The organism is Mycobacterium sp. HM-7, from assembly GCF_053852335.1.
This window is the reverse complement of sequence record NZ_CM132657.1, coordinates 4,970,593-4,988,273: the sequence shown is the minus strand read 5'-3', so window position 1 is coordinate 4,988,273 and position 17,681 is coordinate 4,970,593. Positions and strand designations below refer to the sequence as shown.

General features: G+C 66.9%; 20 protein-coding genes, 1 tRNA gene and 1 pseudogene. 13 read left to right on the top strand and 9 right to left on the bottom strand.

Annotated elements, in window-relative coordinates; translation table 11 throughout:
• The first annotated feature begins 16 nt into the window (after positions 1-16).
• The 3 genes from ACWW1C_RS24055 (at position 17) to ACWW1C_RS24045 (ending at position 2,630) form a co-directional block, all read left to right on the top strand.
• Entirely contained in the window at positions 17-1,588 is a 1,572-nt protein-coding gene (locus tag ACWW1C_RS24055; RefSeq protein WP_455984416.1) for a sensor histidine kinase, read from the top strand.
• Between the two features lie 138 nt (positions 1,589-1,726).
• Complete coding sequence (locus tag ACWW1C_RS24050; protein ID WP_455980593.1) at positions 1,727-2,023, top strand: hypothetical protein; 297 nt, start codon at positions 1,727-1,729, stop codon at positions 2,021-2,023.
• 49 nt (positions 2,024-2,072) lie between these two features.
• Positions 2,073-2,630: a hypothetical protein gene (locus ACWW1C_RS24045; RefSeq protein WP_455980592.1), complete on the top strand. Its 558-nt coding sequence runs from the start codon at positions 2,073-2,075 to the stop codon at positions 2,628-2,630.
• Between the two features lie 40 nt (positions 2,631-2,670).
• On the opposite strand, the gene ACWW1C_RS24040 is transcribed toward ACWW1C_RS24045, so the two are convergent.
• Positions 2,671-3,696 (bottom strand): NAD(P)H-dependent glycerol-3-phosphate dehydrogenase, encoded by a 1,026-nt coding sequence (locus tag ACWW1C_RS24040; RefSeq protein ID WP_455980591.1) that lies wholly within the window; start codon positions 3,694-3,696, stop codon positions 2,671-2,673.
• Positions 3,697-3,840: 144 nt separating this feature from the next.
• Between ACWW1C_RS24040 and ACWW1C_RS24035 the strand changes: the two genes are divergently transcribed.
• Both ACWW1C_RS24035 and ACWW1C_RS24030 read left to right on the top strand, forming a co-directional pair.
• Positions 3,841-5,688, top strand: a complete 1,848-nt coding sequence (locus ACWW1C_RS24035; RefSeq protein ID WP_455980590.1) for an alpha/beta hydrolase — start codon at positions 3,841-3,843, stop codon at positions 5,686-5,688.
• A 28-nt stretch (positions 5,689-5,716) separates the two neighbouring features.
• The gene (locus ACWW1C_RS24030; RefSeq protein WP_455980589.1) at positions 5,717-6,202 is read left to right on the top strand and encodes a hypothetical protein; all 486 of its coding nucleotides are present in this window, start codon (positions 5,717-5,719) and stop codon (positions 6,200-6,202) included.
• Between the two features lie 3 nt (positions 6,203-6,205).
• Here ACWW1C_RS24030 and ACWW1C_RS24025 read toward each other — a convergent pair whose 3' ends face one another.
• Positions 6,206-6,697, bottom strand: a complete 492-nt coding sequence (locus ACWW1C_RS24025) for a YajQ family cyclic di-GMP-binding protein (protein WP_138250539.1) — start codon at positions 6,695-6,697, stop codon at positions 6,206-6,208.
• A 115-nt stretch (positions 6,698-6,812) separates the two neighbouring features.
• On the opposite strand from ACWW1C_RS24025, the gene ACWW1C_RS24020 reads away from it, so the two are divergent.
• The 3 genes from ACWW1C_RS24020 to ACWW1C_RS24010 all read left to right on the top strand — a co-directional run bounded on the left by ACWW1C_RS24020 (position 6,813) and on the right by ACWW1C_RS24010 (position 9,195).
• A tRNA-Tyr gene (locus tag ACWW1C_RS24020) sits at positions 6,813-6,895 on the top strand.
• Between the two features lie 100 nt (positions 6,896-6,995).
• Positions 6,996-7,913, top strand: a complete 918-nt coding sequence (locus ACWW1C_RS24015) for an alpha/beta fold hydrolase (RefSeq protein WP_455980588.1) — start codon at positions 6,996-6,998, stop codon at positions 7,911-7,913.
• A 112-nt stretch (positions 7,914-8,025) separates the two neighbouring features.
• Positions 8,026-9,195: a permease gene (locus tag ACWW1C_RS24010; protein ID WP_455980587.1), complete on the top strand. Its 1,170-nt coding sequence runs from the start codon at positions 8,026-8,028 to the stop codon at positions 9,193-9,195.
• On the opposite strand, the gene ACWW1C_RS24005 is transcribed toward ACWW1C_RS24010, so the two are convergent.
• The 5 genes from ACWW1C_RS24005 to cynR all read right to left on the bottom strand — a co-directional run bounded on the left by ACWW1C_RS24005 (position 9,192) and on the right by cynR (position 12,222).
• Positions 9,192-9,818: a maleylpyruvate isomerase family mycothiol-dependent enzyme gene (locus ACWW1C_RS24005; RefSeq protein ID WP_455980586.1), complete on the bottom strand. Its 627-nt coding sequence runs from the start codon at positions 9,816-9,818 to the stop codon at positions 9,192-9,194. The genes ACWW1C_RS24010 and ACWW1C_RS24005 overlap by 4 nt on opposite strands.
• A gap of 2 nt (positions 9,819-9,820) precedes the next feature.
• Positions 9,821-10,297, bottom strand: coding sequence for an SRPBCC family protein (locus ACWW1C_RS24000; RefSeq protein WP_455980585.1), 477 nt, complete (start codon positions 10,295-10,297; stop codon positions 9,821-9,823).
• Entirely contained in the window at positions 10,294-10,614 is a 321-nt protein-coding gene (locus ACWW1C_RS23995) for an ArsR/SmtB family transcription factor (RefSeq protein WP_455980584.1), read from the bottom strand. The genes ACWW1C_RS24000 and ACWW1C_RS23995 overlap by 4 nt, the downstream gene beginning before the upstream one ends.
• 72 nt (positions 10,615-10,686) lie before the next feature.
• Positions 10,687-11,115 carry an NAD(+)--rifampin ADP-ribosyltransferase gene (arr, locus tag ACWW1C_RS23990; protein ID WP_455980583.1) on the bottom strand — a complete coding sequence of 143 codons (429 nt, stop codon included), beginning with the start codon at positions 11,113-11,115 and terminating at the stop codon, positions 10,687-10,689.
• Positions 11,116-11,292: 177 nt separating this feature from the next.
• Positions 11,293-12,222: a transcriptional regulator CynR gene (gene cynR, locus ACWW1C_RS23985; RefSeq protein WP_455980582.1), complete on the bottom strand. Its 930-nt coding sequence runs from the start codon at positions 12,220-12,222 to the stop codon at positions 11,293-11,295.
• A 104-nt stretch (positions 12,223-12,326) separates the two neighbouring features.
• Here cynR and ACWW1C_RS23980 point away from each other — a divergent pair, with 104 nt between their 5' ends.
• The 5 genes from ACWW1C_RS23980 to usfY all read left to right on the top strand — a co-directional run bounded on the left by ACWW1C_RS23980 (position 12,327) and on the right by usfY (position 16,352).
• Entirely contained in the window at positions 12,327-12,554 is a 228-nt protein-coding gene (locus ACWW1C_RS23980) for a hypothetical protein (protein ID WP_455980581.1), read from the top strand.
• 56 nt (positions 12,555-12,610) lie between these two features.
• A complete protein-coding gene (gene cynS / locus ACWW1C_RS23975) occupies positions 12,611-13,081 on the top strand; it encodes a cyanase (protein ID WP_455980580.1) in 471 nt (156 codons plus the stop codon).
• 120 nt (positions 13,082-13,201) lie between these two features.
• Positions 13,202-14,254 carry a hypothetical protein gene (locus tag ACWW1C_RS23970; RefSeq protein ID WP_455980579.1) on the top strand — a complete coding sequence of 351 codons (1,053 nt, stop codon included), beginning with the start codon at positions 13,202-13,204 and terminating at the stop codon, positions 14,252-14,254.
• Between the two features lie 353 nt (positions 14,255-14,607).
• Positions 14,608-15,924: a L,D-transpeptidase gene (locus ACWW1C_RS23965; protein ID WP_455980578.1), complete on the top strand. Its 1,317-nt coding sequence runs from the start codon at positions 14,608-14,610 to the stop codon at positions 15,922-15,924.
• 122 nt (positions 15,925-16,046) lie between these two features.
• The gene (gene usfY / locus ACWW1C_RS23960) at positions 16,047-16,352 is read left to right on the top strand and encodes a protein UsfY (RefSeq protein WP_455980577.1); all 306 of its coding nucleotides are present in this window, start codon (positions 16,047-16,049) and stop codon (positions 16,350-16,352) included.
• A gap of 12 nt (positions 16,353-16,364) precedes the next feature.
• Here the strand turns inward: usfY and ACWW1C_RS23955 are convergent, their stop codons facing one another.
• Positions 16,365-16,694, bottom strand: a complete 330-nt coding sequence (locus ACWW1C_RS23955) for a GNAT family N-acetyltransferase (RefSeq protein ID WP_455984415.1) — start codon at positions 16,692-16,694, stop codon at positions 16,365-16,367.
• Positions 16,695-16,712: 18 nt separating this feature from the next.
• A pseudogene (locus ACWW1C_RS23950) lies at positions 16,713-17,678 on the bottom strand (pirin family protein); the annotation flags it as partial.
• Positions 17,679-17,681: the final 3 nt, after the last annotated feature.

Genomic DNA, 17,681 nt, shown 5'->3' with positions numbered 1-17,681 from the left:
GCCCGAGGTGACGCGTGTGACCCGGGTACCGACTCGAGTGCTGGCCCGAAATCCGGCCCGGGTCCCGTGGTGGCGTCCACGAACCCTGCGCAGACGTCTCGTACTCGGCGTCACGTCTCTGGTCACGGTGGTGCTGCTGGCCGTTGGGGTGCTGTCGGTGTACAGCCTGCACAGCTACGTGTCGGCGATGAGCGACGCGGAACTCGACCGCTCCCTCGATGCTCTCGGGCATTCCTATGACCGGCTCGAGATCAAGCGTGGTGACCCGGCGCATCCGATCGACGCCGGGGAGGACGGTCTGACCGCGTTCGGCGGCCAGGCCCCGGGAAATCTCATCGCCGTCGTGCACAAGGGTGTCGTCGTGCAGTCGGCGGTGTTCCCCGACGGGGAGCCGAAGCCGGTCCAGCCGGACGTCGTGAAGGCCGTCGGCGGGCAGCAGTGGACCAACCTGGGGCCGCGGACGGTGAAGTTGCCGCGACTCGGCTGGTACCGATTGGCGGGACAGGACGCCGGGGGCGGCGATGTCCTGGTCTCCGGGGTGTCCATGGAAGAGGCCAACAGTGTGGTGGCGCGCAAGACCGTCGCCGTCGCGGTCATGACGCTACTGGCCATCGCGCTGACGGCCGTCGGCACCATCGCGGTGGTGAACTACGCGCTGCGGCCACTGAGCCGGGTCGCGTCGACCGCGGCCAAGGTGGCGACGCGCCAGTTCGGCAGCGAGGACCATCGCATCACCGAACGGGTCCGGCCCGAGGACACCGACCCGCGCACCGAGGTCGGCATCGTCGGGGACACGCTCAACAAGCTGCTGGACAACGTCGACAGCGCGCTCGCCGAACTCGCCGCGTCGCACCGTCGGACCCGGCAGTTCCTCACCGACGCCAGCCACGAGTTGCGGACGCCGCTGGCCGCCATCCGTGGATACGCCGAGCTGACCCGCCAGGACAGCGCCGCACTGCCGGAGACCACCGAATATGCGCTGGCCCGGATCGAGTCCGAGGCGCAGCGGATGTCCGGCCTGGTGGAGGACCTGCTGCTGATTTCGCGTCTCGAGGAGCATCAGGACCTCGAGACCGACGACGTCGAGCTGTGCGATCTGGTGATCAACGCGGTCAACGACGCCGCGGTGTCGTCGCCGGTGCACCGCTGGCGCTCGCGCCTGCCCGACGTGCCGGTGTGGGTACGCGGCGACCCGGCCCGGTTGCATCAGGTGATCGGCAATCTGCTGGCCAACGCACGCGTTCACACGCCGGCCGGAGTATCGGTCACGACGAGCCTGACTCCCGGCCCCGGATATGTGGAACTGACGGTCGCCGACGACGGTCCGGGAATTCCGGAAGAATTGCTGCCGAATTTGTTCGACAGATTTGTGGTTGCCGACAAATCGCGGTCTCGCGTCCTCGGCAGTACGGGGCTGGGGCTGGCGATCGTGTCGACGATCGTCAAGGCGCACGGCGGCCGGGTGAAAGTCGAATCGAACACTGCGGGAACGGTTTTCCGGGTGCGGTTGCCGATGCTCCGGGAGGTCGGGGAGTACGTGACGATGAGCGAGTCGTACAACCCGCATGCGTCCGAGTCGACCATTTGAATTCCGCCTGAATTTCGCATGACTCATGCGGGTACCAGTATGTGTTCGACCTGAGAATTCCTTTCTCGCGCTATTTCACGACTACCGTCGAAGTTATTGATCCAGTGCTATCTGTGCTGGATGCGGAGAGGGAAAAACATGAAGAATCCCACGAAGATCTCAGGCGGAACCGGAATCGTCCTGGCCCTGATGGTTGCGCTGGCCGCACCGGCGGCGGCGCGGCCGGTGGTGCCGCCCGCGCCCGGGGAGTCCGCGACGCAGACCATCCATCGGCTGCAGAACGAGGGTTACCGGGTGATCGAGTCCCGGGTCGGCAGTGCGGGCATCGACAAATGCACCGTCACCGCCGTCCGGCACGGCCGTGAGCTGTCGAGCCAGGAAGGCAAGTTGCGGGGGCAGAGCACCACGGTCTACGTCGACCTCGGCTGCAAGTGATTTGCGGCTGACGCTGCGAGGCATGGTCACTGGGTTCTACTCTGAGCGGGTGTTCAGCAGAATCCTGATCGGTGTGGTCGCGGCCGCTGGGGCGATCTCATTGGTGCCGGGCGTTGCCGCGGCCGCCCCGCCGCCGGAGCCGGTGCCCCCGCCGCCTGGGCCCGCCGCGCCGAACCTGAACGGATTCAAGCCCGTCAGCCCATCGGTGTACGCCAGCAAGGACGGGACGTTCTACATGTTCCAGGCCCCCGGCGGGCTCACGTGCGTGATGCGCCGCAACGAGGGGGAGTACGGCTGCAGTGGCCCACTGCCTGGCGCCCCGGAGGGCTCCAATGTGGTCGTCGGCCAACAGGTCGGCGCGCCGGCGTTCAACATCCTGAACGGGCCGAAGTATGTCGGCGAGATGCCCGGCGCGGTGCAGACACTGCCGGCCGGCTCCCGGATCACCTACCGCAACATCACGTGCGGCACCGACGGCACCATGACGGCGTGCGTCAACAGCTTCGATCAGTCCGGATTCGTGGTCAGCCCGGCGGGCAGCTTCATCGTCAACGAGTCGAATCCATTGCTGGACAGGCCGAAGGACCGCAGCCCCTTCGCCAACTGATACGCCAACCGACCGCGCGCACCCCGCGCGGGCGCGGAGGTCAGAATCCTGCGCCGTGAACTTCGTGCCCGGGCTTTTCGAGCATGAGGCCGGAGTAGGCGTCCGCCACCGTGCAGCCGTGGTTGATCACCCGGTCCACCTCGCGGGCGATCGGCATGCTCAGCCCGTGCGTGTCGGCGAACTCCATGATCACGCTGGCGGCCTTGACGCCCTCGGCGACCTGGTTCATCGAGGCGATGATCTCGTCGACGGTCTTGCCCTGGCCCAGCTGCTCACCGACGTGCCGGTTGCGGCTGCGCTGGCTGGTACAGGTGACGATCAGGTCGCCCATGCCGGCCAGGCCCGCGAAAGTGTCGCGGTTGCCGCCCATCGCCACGCCGAGCTTGGACATCTCGGCCACCGCGCGCGCCATCACCATCGCTCGGGTGTTCTCGCCGATGCCCAGCGAGTACCCCATGCCGACGGAGATGGCGTACACGTTCTTGAGCGCCCCGGCCATCTCGACACCGACCACGTCGTCGGTGGTGTAGGTGCGAAAACGCCTGGTGCGGAACAGGCCGGCCAGATTCGCGGCGAGGTGCTGGTCCGGCATCGCGAGCACCGCGGCGGCGGCATATCCCTCGGCGACCTCGCGGGCGATGTTGGGTCCGGCCAGGATTCCGGCCGGGTGCCCGGGCAGCACCTCGTCGACGATCTCGCTCATCCGCATGTTGGTGCCCTGCTCGAGGCCCTTGACCAATGACACCACCGGGACCCACGGCCGCAGTTCCTTGGCCAGCTCGCCCAGCACGTTGCGGAAGCCGTGCGACGGCACACCCATCACGATGACGTCGGCGCAGTTGGCTGCCTCGGAGAAGTCGGTGGTCGCCCGCAATGATTCGGGAAGTGCCACCCCGTCGCCCAGATAGCGGCTGTTGCAGTGCTTTTCGTTGATGTCGGCCGCGGTCTCCGCGGACCGCACCCATTGCAGCGTCGGGCCGCGGCGAGCGCAGATCGAGGCCACCGTGGTGCCCCAGGACCCGCCACCGAGGACGACGACGGTCGGTACGCGCTGCGCTGATGCCATGGCGACAGGTTATGTCGCCTGGGCGAGCGGAGCGACGGGATTGGCGGAGTGTCCGGTCGATGGTGCGGATTGCATGTTGTGTCGGTTGGTACCCGCGAGCTGTGCGACGATCGGAGGAGCGATCGCCGAGGGGGTGCGGCAGTGGTGACGGTATCGCGTGTGCGCGCGGCCAAGCCCGGGGCGATGCTCGACGCCGCCGCTGACGTACGGACGACGTCGGCCGCCCTGGAGATCGTCGTCGGCGTCGAACGCGGCCAGCTGGCCAACTTGAAAGCGAATTGGCAAGGGCAGGCGAGCGACGCCGCAATCGCCAAGGCACAGAAGCTGATCGATGAGCAGGAGGCCTACCGCGCCCGGCTGGACAAGCTGACCAAGGCGCTGACCGATGGCGGCAACCAGCTGACCTCGCTGCGCAGCACCCTTCTCGAATTCGTCGACACCGCGCTCGAACTCGGGTTCTCGGTCGGTGACGACGGCGTGGTCACACCGCAACAGTGGCTGATCGGAGACCTGGGGCCCGTCAAGAAAACGGCGGAGTTCTTCACTAAGGCCATTCAGGAGCAGTTGAAGGCCTTCGAGACCACCGACACTCTCACAGCCACGGCGATCGACCAGGCAGTACAAGGCCAGAAGCCCTCGGCGCCGGTGAACATCGGCGGGCAGGAGATCCAGATTCCGCCCCCGGGGACCAACCCCGAGGACGTCGACAAATGGTGGACCGCGCTCACGCCGGAGCAGAGACAGCAGTTGATCGCCCGGCATCCGCCGGAATTGGGCAACCTCAACGGCGTCCCGGCGAGTGCTCGGGACGCGGTCAATCAGCAGGTGCTGAACGACGACCTGAACCGGGTCCGCGACATCGCGGGCCGCAATCACGTCTCCGAGGATGACGTCCTCAAGGACCCCGGCCGGTTCGGGCTGACGCAAACGGACGCCACGCGGTTCTACAACGCGCGGCGGACCAGCGAGGGGTTGGCGCACCAGCGCGGTTCCACCTTGGACCCGACCAAGCAACGCCCGGTCATGCTCTGGGCTTATCAACCAGAGGCCGACGGCGGGCAGGGCCGGGCCGCCATCTGCCTCGGAAACCCCGACACGGCCAACAACACGACGGTGATCGTGCCCGGCACCGGCAGCAGCGTCCACGACGGCTGGCTGGCCGACGGCCACGACGATGCGATCCACGTGTACGACCAGGCGGCGCTGGCGGACCCGAGTCGATCGACCGCGGTGATGATGTGGATGGGCTACGACGCGCCTGACAGCTTCACCGATCCACGGATCGCGAACCCGACCCTGGCCCGGCAGGGCGGCGACCTGCTGGCCGCCGACGTCAACGGGCTGGCTGCGACGCATCTCGGCTCGTCGCACGTCACGGTGATGGGCCACTCCTACGGGTCCACCACGGTTGCCGATGCGTGCGCGGGCAGCGGCATGAAAGTCAATGATGTGGTGCTGATCGGTTGTCCGGGGACAGATTTGGCGCACAGCGCCGCCGACTTCCACGTCAACGGTGGCCAGGTGTACGTCGGGGCGGCATCCACCGACCCGGTCGCCCGGCTGGGTATGGGCGGTCCGGGGGCGGCGCAATGGCTGAACACCGAGCTCGGCAACCCGCTGGGGCCGGTCGCCGGGCTGGGAACCGATCCATCGGCAGAGGGATTCGGCGCCACCCGGTTCCGGGCCGAGGTGGCCGGCGAAACCGGCTGGAGTATCCACGACCACTCGAAGTACTACGACATGGGCAGTGAGTCATTGCGGGCGATGACCGACATCGCGAGCGGGCACAGTGAACGCCTTGCGGCCGACGGACTACTGGCCGCCGAGCGGCATCAGCCGACCTTCTCGACGCCCGACCACGTCGATCTGCCGTTCGGCATCGAGGTCCCGGTGCCGCACGTCGACATCCCCATTCCCGGGACCCCGGCATATTCGGATCCCGAATCCAATCGCCCAGGTGAGACGGTGAAGAACGACCATGATTACAAGTAGTCGATATCGCGTCGGTACAGCGGCTGCCGTGATCGCCCTGATGTTAGGAGGATGTGGATTGCTTCCCCACGACGATCGTCCAGCGCACCCCATGACCGATGAAGAGTCCATGGCCCAAGTCATCAACGCCGGCAGGCAACTACGGAAAGCGGCCGGGCTGCAAGACGTTCAAGGCGGCGGCTATCTGGAGTTCTGCAACGACATGGGATCGCCGCTCAACAAGGGCTACATCGAGATGAGTGCGTCGCTGCCGTCGGGCGTCAGCGGTCACGACTATGCCGAGCAGGTCAAGGCGGCCATGCTGGCGTCGGGATGGTCAGACAAGCTGCCCTCCCAACACATGTACGGCGGCACCATCAACCGCGACGGCGTAGCGGTCAACATCGAGTACTACCAGGGCGAGAATCGGCTCCGGTTCAAGATTTACGGCGAATGCCGCAACGTGACCAACCATTACGGCGACAGCAAGAACAACGGCACCAACCTGACCAAAGAGCTGAACAGCGACAGCTGAACGTCAGCGGTAGTTGACGAACTGCAGTGCCACGTCCAGATCGGCGCCCCGCAGCAGCGCCTGCACGGCCTGCAGATCGTCGCGCTTCTTGCTCGAGACCCGGATCTCGTCGCCCTGAATCTGTGCCTTGACGCCCTTGGGGCCCTCGTCGCGGATGATCTTGGTGATCTTCTTGGCCTGCTCGCTGCTGATGCCCTGCTGCAGCGTGCCCGAGACCCGGTAGGTCTTGCCGCTGGGCTGCGGGTCGCCGGCGTCGAACGCCTTCATCGAGATGTCACGGCGGACCAGCTTCTCCTTGAACACGTCGACCGCGGCCTTGACGCGCTCCTCGGTCGAGGAGACCAGTTCGATGACCTCGTCACCCTTCCAGGCGATGGTGGTGTCGGTGCCGCGGAAGTCGAAGCGGGTGGACAGCTCCTTGGCGGCCTGGTTCAGCGCGTTGTCGACTTCCTGCCGGTCGACCTTGCTGACGATGTCGAACGATGAATCCGCCATTGGATTGCCCTCCGTATCTGCGCCCCTGATGGGGGTCCCGTTTTCGTGTTCGGTACATCTTCGTTGTACTCTGCTACTCGCGCCAAACCCGGGGTCACCGGGAGGCGACGAACCCGGCAGGTTGCCCGAGCGGCCAATGGGAGCGGACTGTAAATCCGTCGGCGGAAGCCTACACAGGTTCGAATCCTGTACCTGCCACACTGATCAGGCCCCCTTTCGAGGGGGCCTGACGTGTTTCTCGGGCCTCCGCCATGGCTCGTCGTCGGCCGAATCGAAGGCGGTCGTTAGGATTCGACGCATGGTCGAGTCGTCTTCGGACCGTGACGTCGTGCTCGACGTCGAGGGTTCCGGTGTGCAGCCACCGGTCGATCCCAAGATTCGCAAGCAGTTCGCGCTGCTCGAGCGGTTCGCACCGCCCGTCGGATCCCGGTGGGCCACCGAGCTGTGGTGCACCCCGCCGATCATCGAGCAGAGCCTGCGCATGCCGCCCGGCGTCAGCCCCGGTGAGCCGCTGGAAGCGCACTGGGACGGCCACCGCATCGCTGGGGAATCCTGGGGCGACGGGCCGCCGGTGTATCTGGTGCACGGCTGGGGCGGGCGTCGTCCGCATCTCGGCATGTTCGTCAAGCCGCTCGTGGCCGCCGGGTACCGGGTCATCGCGTTCGACCTGCCCAGCCACAACGAGTCCGACCCGGGCGCGCTCGCGCCGGGACGGACCACCGCCATCGAATGTGCCGACGCCGTCGCGGCCGTCATCCGCGAGCACGGACCGGCCCACGCCGTGGTCGCCCACTCGCTCGGGGCCAACGCGACCACCATGGCCGCGGCGCTGAACGGCGCGAAGGTCGGGCGACTGGTGCTGCTCGCGCCGATGGGCGACTACCCGATGTATCTGGACCTGTTCGCCGCGCGCCACAATTTCGGCCGGCGGATCCGCGCGGGCCTGCAACGGCGCCTGGTCCGCCGGATCGGCATGTCTCTGGGAGACACCGACATGGTCAACCTCGCGGCCCGCGCCAACCACCCGCCGGTGCTGCTCATCCATGATCCCGATGACCCCGACAGTCCGTACTCGTCGAGCGAGAAGCTCGCCGCCTCGTGGCCCGGGTCCGAGCTGCTCACCACCAAGGGACTCGGCAAGCTCGCGCACTACCGCATGCTGCGGCACCGGCCGGCCATCAACGCGGGCATCGAATTCATCGGTAGCCCCGGCTAGTCATCGAGAGTCGGGCCTGCCGACGAGAGCTGGCCCGAATTCCGCGTAAACCCCCACGCTCGACGATCCGGAACGCCGCTGACGGGTTAACGTCACTGGGGTGGACTCCGCGATGAGCGCGATCGGACATGCACTGGCGCTGGCCGGTTCGATGACGTGGGAAATTCTCTGGGCGCTGATCCTCGGGTTCGCGCTCTCGGCGGTGGTGCAGGCCGTCGTCCGGAAGTCGACCATCGTGCGGCTGCTCGGCGACGACAAGCCGAAAACCCTTGCCGTGGCCGCGGGTCTGGGCGCGGCATCGTCGTCGTGCTCGTATGCGGCAGTGGCGTTGGCCCGCTCGCTGTTTCGCAAAGGCGCCAACTTCACCGCCGCGATGGCATTCGAGATCGGCTCCACCAACCTCGTCGTCGAACTCGGCATCATCCTGGCGCTGCTGATGGGCTGGCAGTTCACCGCGGCCGAATTCGTCGGTGGCCCGATCATGATCGTCGTCCTGGCGGTGCTGTTCCGGTTGTTCGTCCGCAGCCGACTCATCGACGAGGCCCGCGCGCAGGCGGACCACGGCATCGCGGGCTCGATGGAAGGCCATGCCGCCATGGACATGTCGGTGCAGGGCGAGGGCTCGTTCACCAAGCGCCTGTTCTCGGCGCCCGGCTTCACGTCCGTCTCGCACGTGTTCGTCATGGAGTGGGCGGCGATCCTGCGAGACCTGATCCTTGGTCTGCTCATCGCCGGCGCCATCGGCGCGTGGGTGCCAAATACGTTCTGGGAGAACTTCTTCCTCGCCGACGACCCCACCTGGGCGGCGATCTGGGGACCGATCGTCGGGCCGGTTGTGGCCATCGTGTCGTTCGTCTGCTCCATCGGGAACGTGCCCCTGGCGGCCGTGCTGTGGAACGGCGGCATCAGCTTCGGCGGCGTGGTCGCTTTCATCTTCGCCGACCTGCTGATCCTGCCGATCCTCAACATCTACCGGAAGTACTACGGCACCCGGATGATGCTGACGCTGCTCGCCACCTTCTACGTGTCGATGGTCGCGGCGGGATATGTCGTCGAATTGCTTTTCGGTGCAACCGGTCTCATCCCCACGCAGCGCAACGCCATGGTGATGGAGGGCGGCATCACGTGGAACTACACCACCTGGCTCAACATCGTCTTCCTGCTGCTGGCCGCGGTGCTGATCATCCGATTCGTGCGTACCGGCGGAATCCCGATGCTGCGCATGATGGGCGGGTCACCTGACGTCAGCCACGAGGGCCACCACGATCATCACTCGCACTAGGTCAGCCGCTGCGCGAGGATCGGCTGACCGGGACCGCCCAGTTCATCGGCGGCGGCTGGGCGTCCGGTCATCGCCATCAGTAATGCCTCACCCGTGCCCAGCACCTCGGGGCCCTTTCCGTGCTCCCAGGTGACATCGGTGGCCCGCAGGCGCAATCCCCGGATCCGCTTGCCCGCGCCGAGTCTCGGATTGCCCGGGATCGCCGGCAGGATGCGTTCGAGGCGTTCGGCGGGGATGGTGCGCGGGTGGCCGAGTGCCCGGCGGATGTCCTGGTGATGAACGGTCCCGTCCACCAGCCCGATCATGCCGCCGAAACCCGACGTCAGCCCTTGCGGGCGCAGATGGGCTTCCAGGAAGTCCATCAACTGAGCCGGGCTGTAGGTCGCGAAATCCTGCACCCCGACCTCATTGGCACGCACGATCCGGCCCCGGACAAAGCGCTTCAGCAGCCCGACCGCGCTGAGCTCCTCGTAGCTCACGACATGGGCGACAACGTCTTTGACCGTCCACTCGGTGCACAGGGTGGGGGCCCGCCAGTCGGCGTCGGACAGCGTCCGCAGATACGCGGCGAGGTCGCGACGCTCCTCGTACGCGAGGTCCAGCATCGAATGCTGCGCCGACATCGTCATGCCTCCTCGGAGACGAGGCCGCGGTACCGATCCAGGTACAACGGCCAACCGGCCTCGCCGTCGACACCGTCGGCCACCGACCGCCAGCCGGCCCCGTGGCGGTCGAGGTGCCGGTGCTCCAGTTCGACGCGCGTGCGCTCGTCGGATTCGGCGATGAAGCGCACCTCGACCTCGCTGGTCTTGTCCGGGTCCGATTCGATCTGCCACGTCGGCCCGATGTCCCACGAGAAGACCACTCGACTCGGCGGTTCGTAGGCCAGCACGCGCGCCCACCGGCACGTGCTGCCGTCGGTCCCCACGTCGTAGATGTGGCCGCCGACCCGGGTTTCGAAGACCGTCTCCGCGATCGGCACCGCCAGCAGGTTGTGGTCGCGGGGCTTGATGGCGTCGAAGCGGCCGACGAACAATGCGAACGCCTTGTCGAGCGGCGCCTCGACGACGACGCTCTTGCGGATCGGTGCCACCTCGGTCATGACTGCCTCCCTTCTTCGTCGGCGATCGACTTGAACGCCGTCAATGCGTTGTCCCAGAACATGTCGAGCTCGGCCCGCAGGGCCTCGACGCCGCGCGGGTCTACTTGGTAAATGCGCCGGGTGCCCACCTGCCGGTCGGTGACCAGCCCGGCGCAGCGCAGCACCTTGAGGTGCTGCGACACCGCGGGCCGGCTGACCGGCAGCCCTTCGGCCAGTTCGCCGACCGCGAGCGGCCCGGCGGCCAACCGCTTGAATATCGTCCGACGGGTGCGGTCGGCGAGTGCGCCCCACGGGTCGGCGGTTTCGTAAGTAGCCACTAATGGTAAGTCTAAACTTACGCATGTTGGATGGGGAAGACCTCTGGCGTTCCCATCCGTGCCGCCGGCCGGTCAGTCGTAGATGACGGCGAGTCCCCGGCGTTGGAGGTCGGCCAGCCCGTCGCGCATCGCCTGAAGCTGCTCGGGTGAATGGCCGACCCAGTCGGTGAGTTCGCCGACGATGCGCACCGGCTCACGCGTGCGGTAGGAGTGGGTCGGGTTGCCCGGCAGCTTCTTGTCCGTCACGTTGGGGTCGTCCTCCACCTCGCCGACCGGCTCGACGAGATAGATGCGCGGCCGGCCGTCGCCGGCTGCGAGTTCGGCTCCCCAGGCCGCGGCGTCCAGCGTCCGCGTGACGTAAACGTGGTTCGAGACCCGGCCTGTCTCGTAGTTCGACTCTCGCCCGGGCCGCAGCAGGTCGCCCACATCAAGGTCGGCTTTGGTGCCGTGCAGCAGCGCGCCCGACTCATGCACTTCAAAAGGTTTCGGCGTGTTCGTCATGACATCCCCCATTCGTCGTATCGACTGGCCGGACGATTGTGCGGCACCACCGGGGCCTTGCGGCAAGCCCCGGTGTCTGTCATAAATTGAGAGTGGGAGGGACTTCCACCTCCGTTCTCCGGCAGCCACCGGAGGCGCCGATTCGATGAAACCACCGGCGCTGCAACATCTTCAGCCCTATTCCTGGATGGACTGCCGATCACCCGCGGGTGCATAGCCCCGGCTCGCGACGAGTTCATGGGTGAGCCGTACGAATGCTGAGGCGGCGGCGCTGTGGTAGCCGCCGTCCCGTCGCAGGAGGGCGACGGTCCGGGTCGGTATGGGCGGGTCCAGCGGGACCGGTGTCAGGTGCGGATGGTCGTGGGTGACGGCATCCGGCAAGACCGTCGCGAGCGGCGTGCGCTGCACGATCTCGGTGAGGGCCTGAACGGAGTTGGCTTCGACGGTGATCCGCGGGTCCACATGGTGTGCCGCGAAATAGGTGTCGATATGGGTCCGGGTGAGGAAGTCGCTCCTGAGCAGCGCCAGCTGAACGTCGGCCAGCGCGCGCACCGGCAAGGGGGCGGCCAGGTTCCCGGCCCGCGGGCCACTCGTCACGAGGCCGAGGTGCTCGGTGAACAGCGCGGCCGCCTCGATGCCGGCGACGGGCGAGCCGACGAACGCGATGCCCACGTCCAGATCGTCGGCGAGCAGCCCCGCTTCGATGTTGTCCTGAGACATCTCGACCACGGTCAGGCTGATCCCGGGATGGCGGGCGTACAGCTCGGCGGTCAGTGGTCCGATGAGATAGGTGATGAACGTGGGCGTGATGCCCAGGCGCAGATGCCCGCGGGATAGGTCTTGGACGTCCTCGACGGCACGTTCGGCGGCGGCCAGTTCGCGGAGTGCGCTTCGTGCGCGCTCGGCGAAGGCGGCGCCGGCATCCGTCAGCCGCACGGTGCGGCCGCCGCGGTCGAGGAGTTGGACGCCGAGCGCCGTTTCCAGCTGTTTGATCTGCTGCGAGAGCGTGGGTTGCGACACATATAGCTCTTCGGCGGCGCGGGAAAAGTTGCCGTGTTCGGCGACGGCGAGGAGATACCGCAGGTGACGGAGTTCGAGTCCAGCCATACGACCAACTATAGATTCTGTTTATAGCTAGATAGAAAAGTAGCTATTGGACGTTATACATGCTGTTCGTACATGGTGAATGCAGCAAGAAAGGAAGTATCACCATGAAGAAGAACAGCCTCGGTGCCGTGGCAACCGGATTGGCCGTCGGCGCACTCGCGGCGCTCGGCATCGCACTGGCCGCCCCGGCGCCGGCCGACGGCGGCGGGTCCGTAGCGCTGCCCGGGCCGGCGCCGGTGTACGCGCAGGACTCGTTCCTCGGCGGCGCCAACCCGTACGTGCCCTTCGGGACCAACCCGATGGTGCCGTACGGCGCGTGGGCGCAGCATTGACCCGGCCCTGACCTCGATCCCCGGCACCAACCCGTCCCCTGAAAGGAAGCCCCGCCATGATCCACGCCCAGTTCGACCCCACCGCCCGCCAGCTCCTCGCCGCCGCGGCTGTCGAAGCCAAGACCCGCAAGGACCTGTCCTGGCAGCAGATCGCCGACGCCGCAGGCCTGTCGGTGGCCTTCACGACGGCCGCCGTGCTCGGGCAGCACGCGCTTCCCGAGGAGTCGGCGAAGGCCGTCGGCGGCCTGCTGGGGCTGGACGACGACGCGGTGCGGTTGCTGCAGACCATCCCCACCCGCGGTTCCATTCCCGGTGGCGTGCCCACCGACCCGACCATCTACCGCTTCTACGAGATGCTGCAGGTCTACGGCACCACGCTCAAGGCCCTGGTCCACGAGCAGTTCGGCGACGGCATCATCTCCGCCATCAACTTCCGGCTGGATGTGAAGAAGGTTGCTGACCCCGATGGTGGCGAACGTGCCGTCATTACGCTCGACGGCAAGTACCTGCCGACTGTTCCGTTCTGATAACTGGCGCCGACTGCCCTAATATGGTGACTGATGCCACCAAAATTTTCGCAATAGAAAATTCTCGTGGCAAACTAGACCAAGGCCCCTTACGGCCGGCTTCGAGAGGATGGATGCAGCGTGGCGACGCACCTGCGCATGGCGGCGGTGACCTGGTTGGTCGCCGCGCCGGTTTTCGGCGCCGGCGTAGCGCACGCCGCACCCTTCGATATGCCGCTTTCGCCGACTGTTTCAGGTGATGCTGGTGGGGACAGCTCAGGTACGTCCCGCCCGGGCCTGTCCGCCATCGGCGATCTGCGCAAGGCGTTCGGTGGGCTGACATCCACCGCGACCACGGTCGGAACCGGTGCACTCACCGGCTTCGGTGTCACGTCGTCGGCAGGCCAGCAACTGGCGCCCAAGTTCGGTGACGGTCGCAACGGCTCCAACATCTCCTCGGCGAACCCGTCCTCGAGTACGTCCGCCGGACTGCCCTCGGGTGTCGTCAACACAACCCAGAGTGAAGCTGCCAGCGAACCCGCGAACATTGCCGAAACTCCGGCCACTGTGCCGGTGGTCCAGTCGGTCTCCGCTCCGCTGGTCCAGGCGAGCGCCGCGGCCGGTCAGACCGCCCTCGTCGTGGCGGACGCGCCGATGGCGCCGGTGACGGCGCTGACCGGGCCGCTGCCCGCGGCAGTGGCGGAGCCGATCCGGAGCGTGGCCGCGTTACCGGGATTTGCTGTCGCGCAAGCGCTGCCGGTCGTCGACGGGTTGACCGCGGCAGCGGCCTCGCTGTCGTCGGCCGCCCTCACGTCGCCTTCCGGTGCGTCGCAGGCCGTGTCCTTCCAACGTGGCCTCGGGACCCGCATCCAGCCTCCGGCATCCGTTGGGGCGCAGACGGATTCACGTTTCGCGGGCCACACCGGCGTCACCGGGGAACTGCCGGTGCGCGGACCCCAACCGGCTGACCGGACCTTCGCGGCCGACAACGCCATCGTCGCCGCGGCGCCATACCGCGCGGGGTACTCGGACGACCTCCGCGCGGCCGGCCTCGGTGAGGTCGCCGCCGTCGCGGTTCCGGGCTTCACCGGCCTGTTGGTGCTGACCGGAGCGGGTGGCTTGATCGGCTTCCGCCAGGCCCGCGCCGGTCGTGCGATGCACGGGGGCACCCTCAACCGATTCGCGAGTCAGTAGCCGCCACTCAGGGTGAACTCACGTAGCAGGGCACGCCCTGTGTCGTGAGTTGTTTTGTGGCCCGACATGTTTCGGTTTCGATGCGGCAGCGCTGCTCAAAGATGTTGGCATGCAGTATCTTTGACTGAAAGCGCTGGTCAGTGCGTCGCGGTCCGGCGCCGGCGAAATGACCGGAATTCGGCGACTATCACACATCGGACGGCGTTTGCCAGCCGACACGCCGAAGTGGTGCTGTGGCGAAATCGAGACGAGCTTCATCCGACGTGCAAAGAACCCGGCCGACCGCTTAGTCTGATGCAGTACCTCGAGTACGTCCATCCGACAATCCCTGGCCGACGCCGAACTTTGGAGCTGTGTTGACCTCATCTCGCCGTGTCCGTGGCGCCTGGCTGGCCGCTGCGCTGGCCGTCCTCGCCGTGCTCGGTGGGACTGTGGTGTCGTCGACGTCGCGCTGCCAGGAGGGTTGCAAGGTGGTCGCGGCGGCACGCGATCTGTCCGTCTCGCAGCCGGCCGCACCGGAGCCCGCCATCGTGCGCGTCACGCCGGCCGGCGGGGCGAAGGACGTCAGCCCGGCCGCGCCCGTGAACGTCACCGCCGAGAGCGGCACCATCACCGCGGTGTCGATGGTCAACGGAGCCGGAAAAGAGATTCCCGGGACGCTCGCACCCGACGCCAAGACCTGGACGCCGGCCGAGCAGCTCGGCTACGGCCGCAAGTACACGATGACGATCGAGGCACGCGGACCCTCGGGCATGCCGTCACGGCAGACGTCGAGCTTCACCACGCTCAACCCCGACTACCAGACCGCGGTGTACCTCAACACCGTGTCCGGCGCGTCGCTGCAGGAGGGTGGGACCTACGGCATCGGCGTCGTGGTCACCGCGCACTTCGACGAAAAGATCGAGGACAAGGCCGCCGCCGAGCGCAACCTCATCGTCACCACCAACCCGCCGGTTCCCGGCTCGTGGCACTGGGTCGACGACGCCAACGCGCACTGGCGCCCGGAGAAGTACTACGCCCCGAACACGACGGTCACCGTCGCGGCCAAGATCTACGGCGTCCGGCTCGGCGACGGCACCTACGGACAGCAGGACGAACGCGTCTCGTTCCGGATCGGCAATGCCCACATCTCCGTCGCCGACGACCACACGCACCAGGTGAGCGTCTTCGACAACGGCCAGTTGGTGCGCACCATGCCGACCTCGATGGGCATGGGCGGCACGGAGACCATCGGCAACACCGTCATCTCCTTCTGGACGCCGCCGGGCGTCTACACCGTGATGGACAAGGCCAACCCGGTGATCATGGACTCCTCGACGTTCGGCTTGCCGACCAGTAGCCGCCTTGGCTACAAGGAGACCATCCCGTGGGCGACGCGGATCAGCCATGACGGCATCTACCTGCACCAGCTGAACGCAACCATCTGGGCGCAGGGCAAACAGAACACCTCGCACGGCTGCCTGAACCTCAACAGCGAGAACGCCAAATGGTTCTACGACTTCTCCGTGCCCGGGGACGTCGTCGAGGTCAAGTTCACCGGTGGCCCGCCGCAGATGCTGAGCCAGAACGGCGACTGGAGCATGCCGTGGGATCAGTGGGTCCGTGGCTCCGCCCTGCCGCCGCCGCCCGTCCCGGCCGCGCCCGCCGCCGCATCGCTGCCGCCGCGCTAGTTACTTCGCGCCCGGGTGCGCGCCGAGCTCGCCGAGAACTGTCGGACCGAGTGTGAACTATCTCACAATGGTCCGTATTTGGGCGTAGCCTAAGGGCATCTTCGGCAAGGAGGGAGATGCGAATGAAGGGCGCGTTTCACGATCCGGTGGACCATTCCCGAACCACGCAACCGCATGCCGGTGAATCCTTCATCGACACGTTGTGGCTACCTGGCCTGGGCCTGATCGCACTCGGCATCGTCACCATCGCCGGCTTCGTCTTCGCAACCGCGTTCGGCCACACGGGACTCGAGCTCCCGCTGGGCCTGATCGCCGGCGCGCTGGTCACCGCGGGAGCGCTGATCATCACGTTCGAGCACCTGCGGGTCAAGCGAGTCGAGGAGCGGTGGCTGGCAGACCATCCCGAGCGACGCCTGCACGCAGGCTGACGCTCTGGCGGTCTAGCGCGGCAGCAGCCGCAGAATCTCCGGCGTCCGCGGATCGAGGATGTCGTCGAAGTCGTGGTGCTTCTCGACGTACGCCTTGACCATGGGGCAGATCGCCACGATGCGCTTGCCCTGCTGCCGGGTGGTCGCCAGTGCCTGGGCGATCAGCACGCTGGCCAGTCCGCGCCCGCCGAACGCCGGGTCGACCTCCGTGTGGTAGAACACCCGCTGCTCACCGTGCTCGACGAAAGCGGTGAGCCCCACCGGCTTTCCGTCGACCGCGATGCTGAACCGGTCGGCCTCCTGGGTCACCTCGACCGGTTCGCCGTTCTTGTCGGTGAGCATCACTGGGGCCTTTCCTCCGGTGGGTGGTTTCCGCGGGACCAGGCGGGTGGTCGGTAGCGGGGGAGCGGGCAGCCGTGCCGGCTCCCCTTGATAACCGAGGACTTCGCCGAACTGTTCCGACTCTGCCTGCCACTGATTGCGGTACTCGACGATTTCTTCGTGCGTGCGCCCCACGAAGTTCCACCACATCAGCAGTTCCTCGGTGAACGGCGTGCCGCCGAGGATGACGGCGCGAGCCGGTTCGGTACCGGTGTTCGCGAGCGTCAGCCGCGTGGATCCGACGCCCTGGTAAGCCATTTCGTACGGCCGCACCGGGGTATCGGCAACGGTGAGCGCACCCTGGTCGAGTAGTACGGCGTGCTCGAAGGTGGGGTCGACGTCGAATTCGACCGTGGCACCGGCCGGCAGATCGACCTGCGCACCGAGCAGCGGAGTGTGCGTGTGCACGGGGGAGCGCTGCCCGGCCAGCGCGCCGAGGAACACCGACACCGTGGCATCGCCGAATGAAACAGCTTGTGGCGCATAGTGATCGAAATTGCGGGAACCGTGGCGCGCGGCCTCGGGCAGCGCGACCCACAACTGGACACCGTGCAGGATCGTCGTCCCCGGAGTGGAGACCTCCGAGTGGCAGATACCGGCGCCGGCCGTCATCAGATTCAGTTCGCCGGGCCGCACCATCTCGTGAACGCCATGCGAATCGCGGTGCTCGATCTCGCCGCTGAACAGCCAGCTGACCGTCTGCAGACCGGTATGCGGGTGCGGTGGGACATCCATCCCGGCCTTGGTGCGCACGTCTTCCGGACCGTAGTGATCGGCGAAACACCAGGCTCCGACCAGCGAGCGCTCGCGCTGCGGCAAGGTGCGACGGACCATCATGGCGCGCGGGCCGCCCAGCGGCACCTCACGCGGCTCGAGAATCTCGATTCGGTTGGGAGGCCCCGCTGCACAGTCGTATTCGATGGGGTCTGCCTCAAGATTGCTCACGAT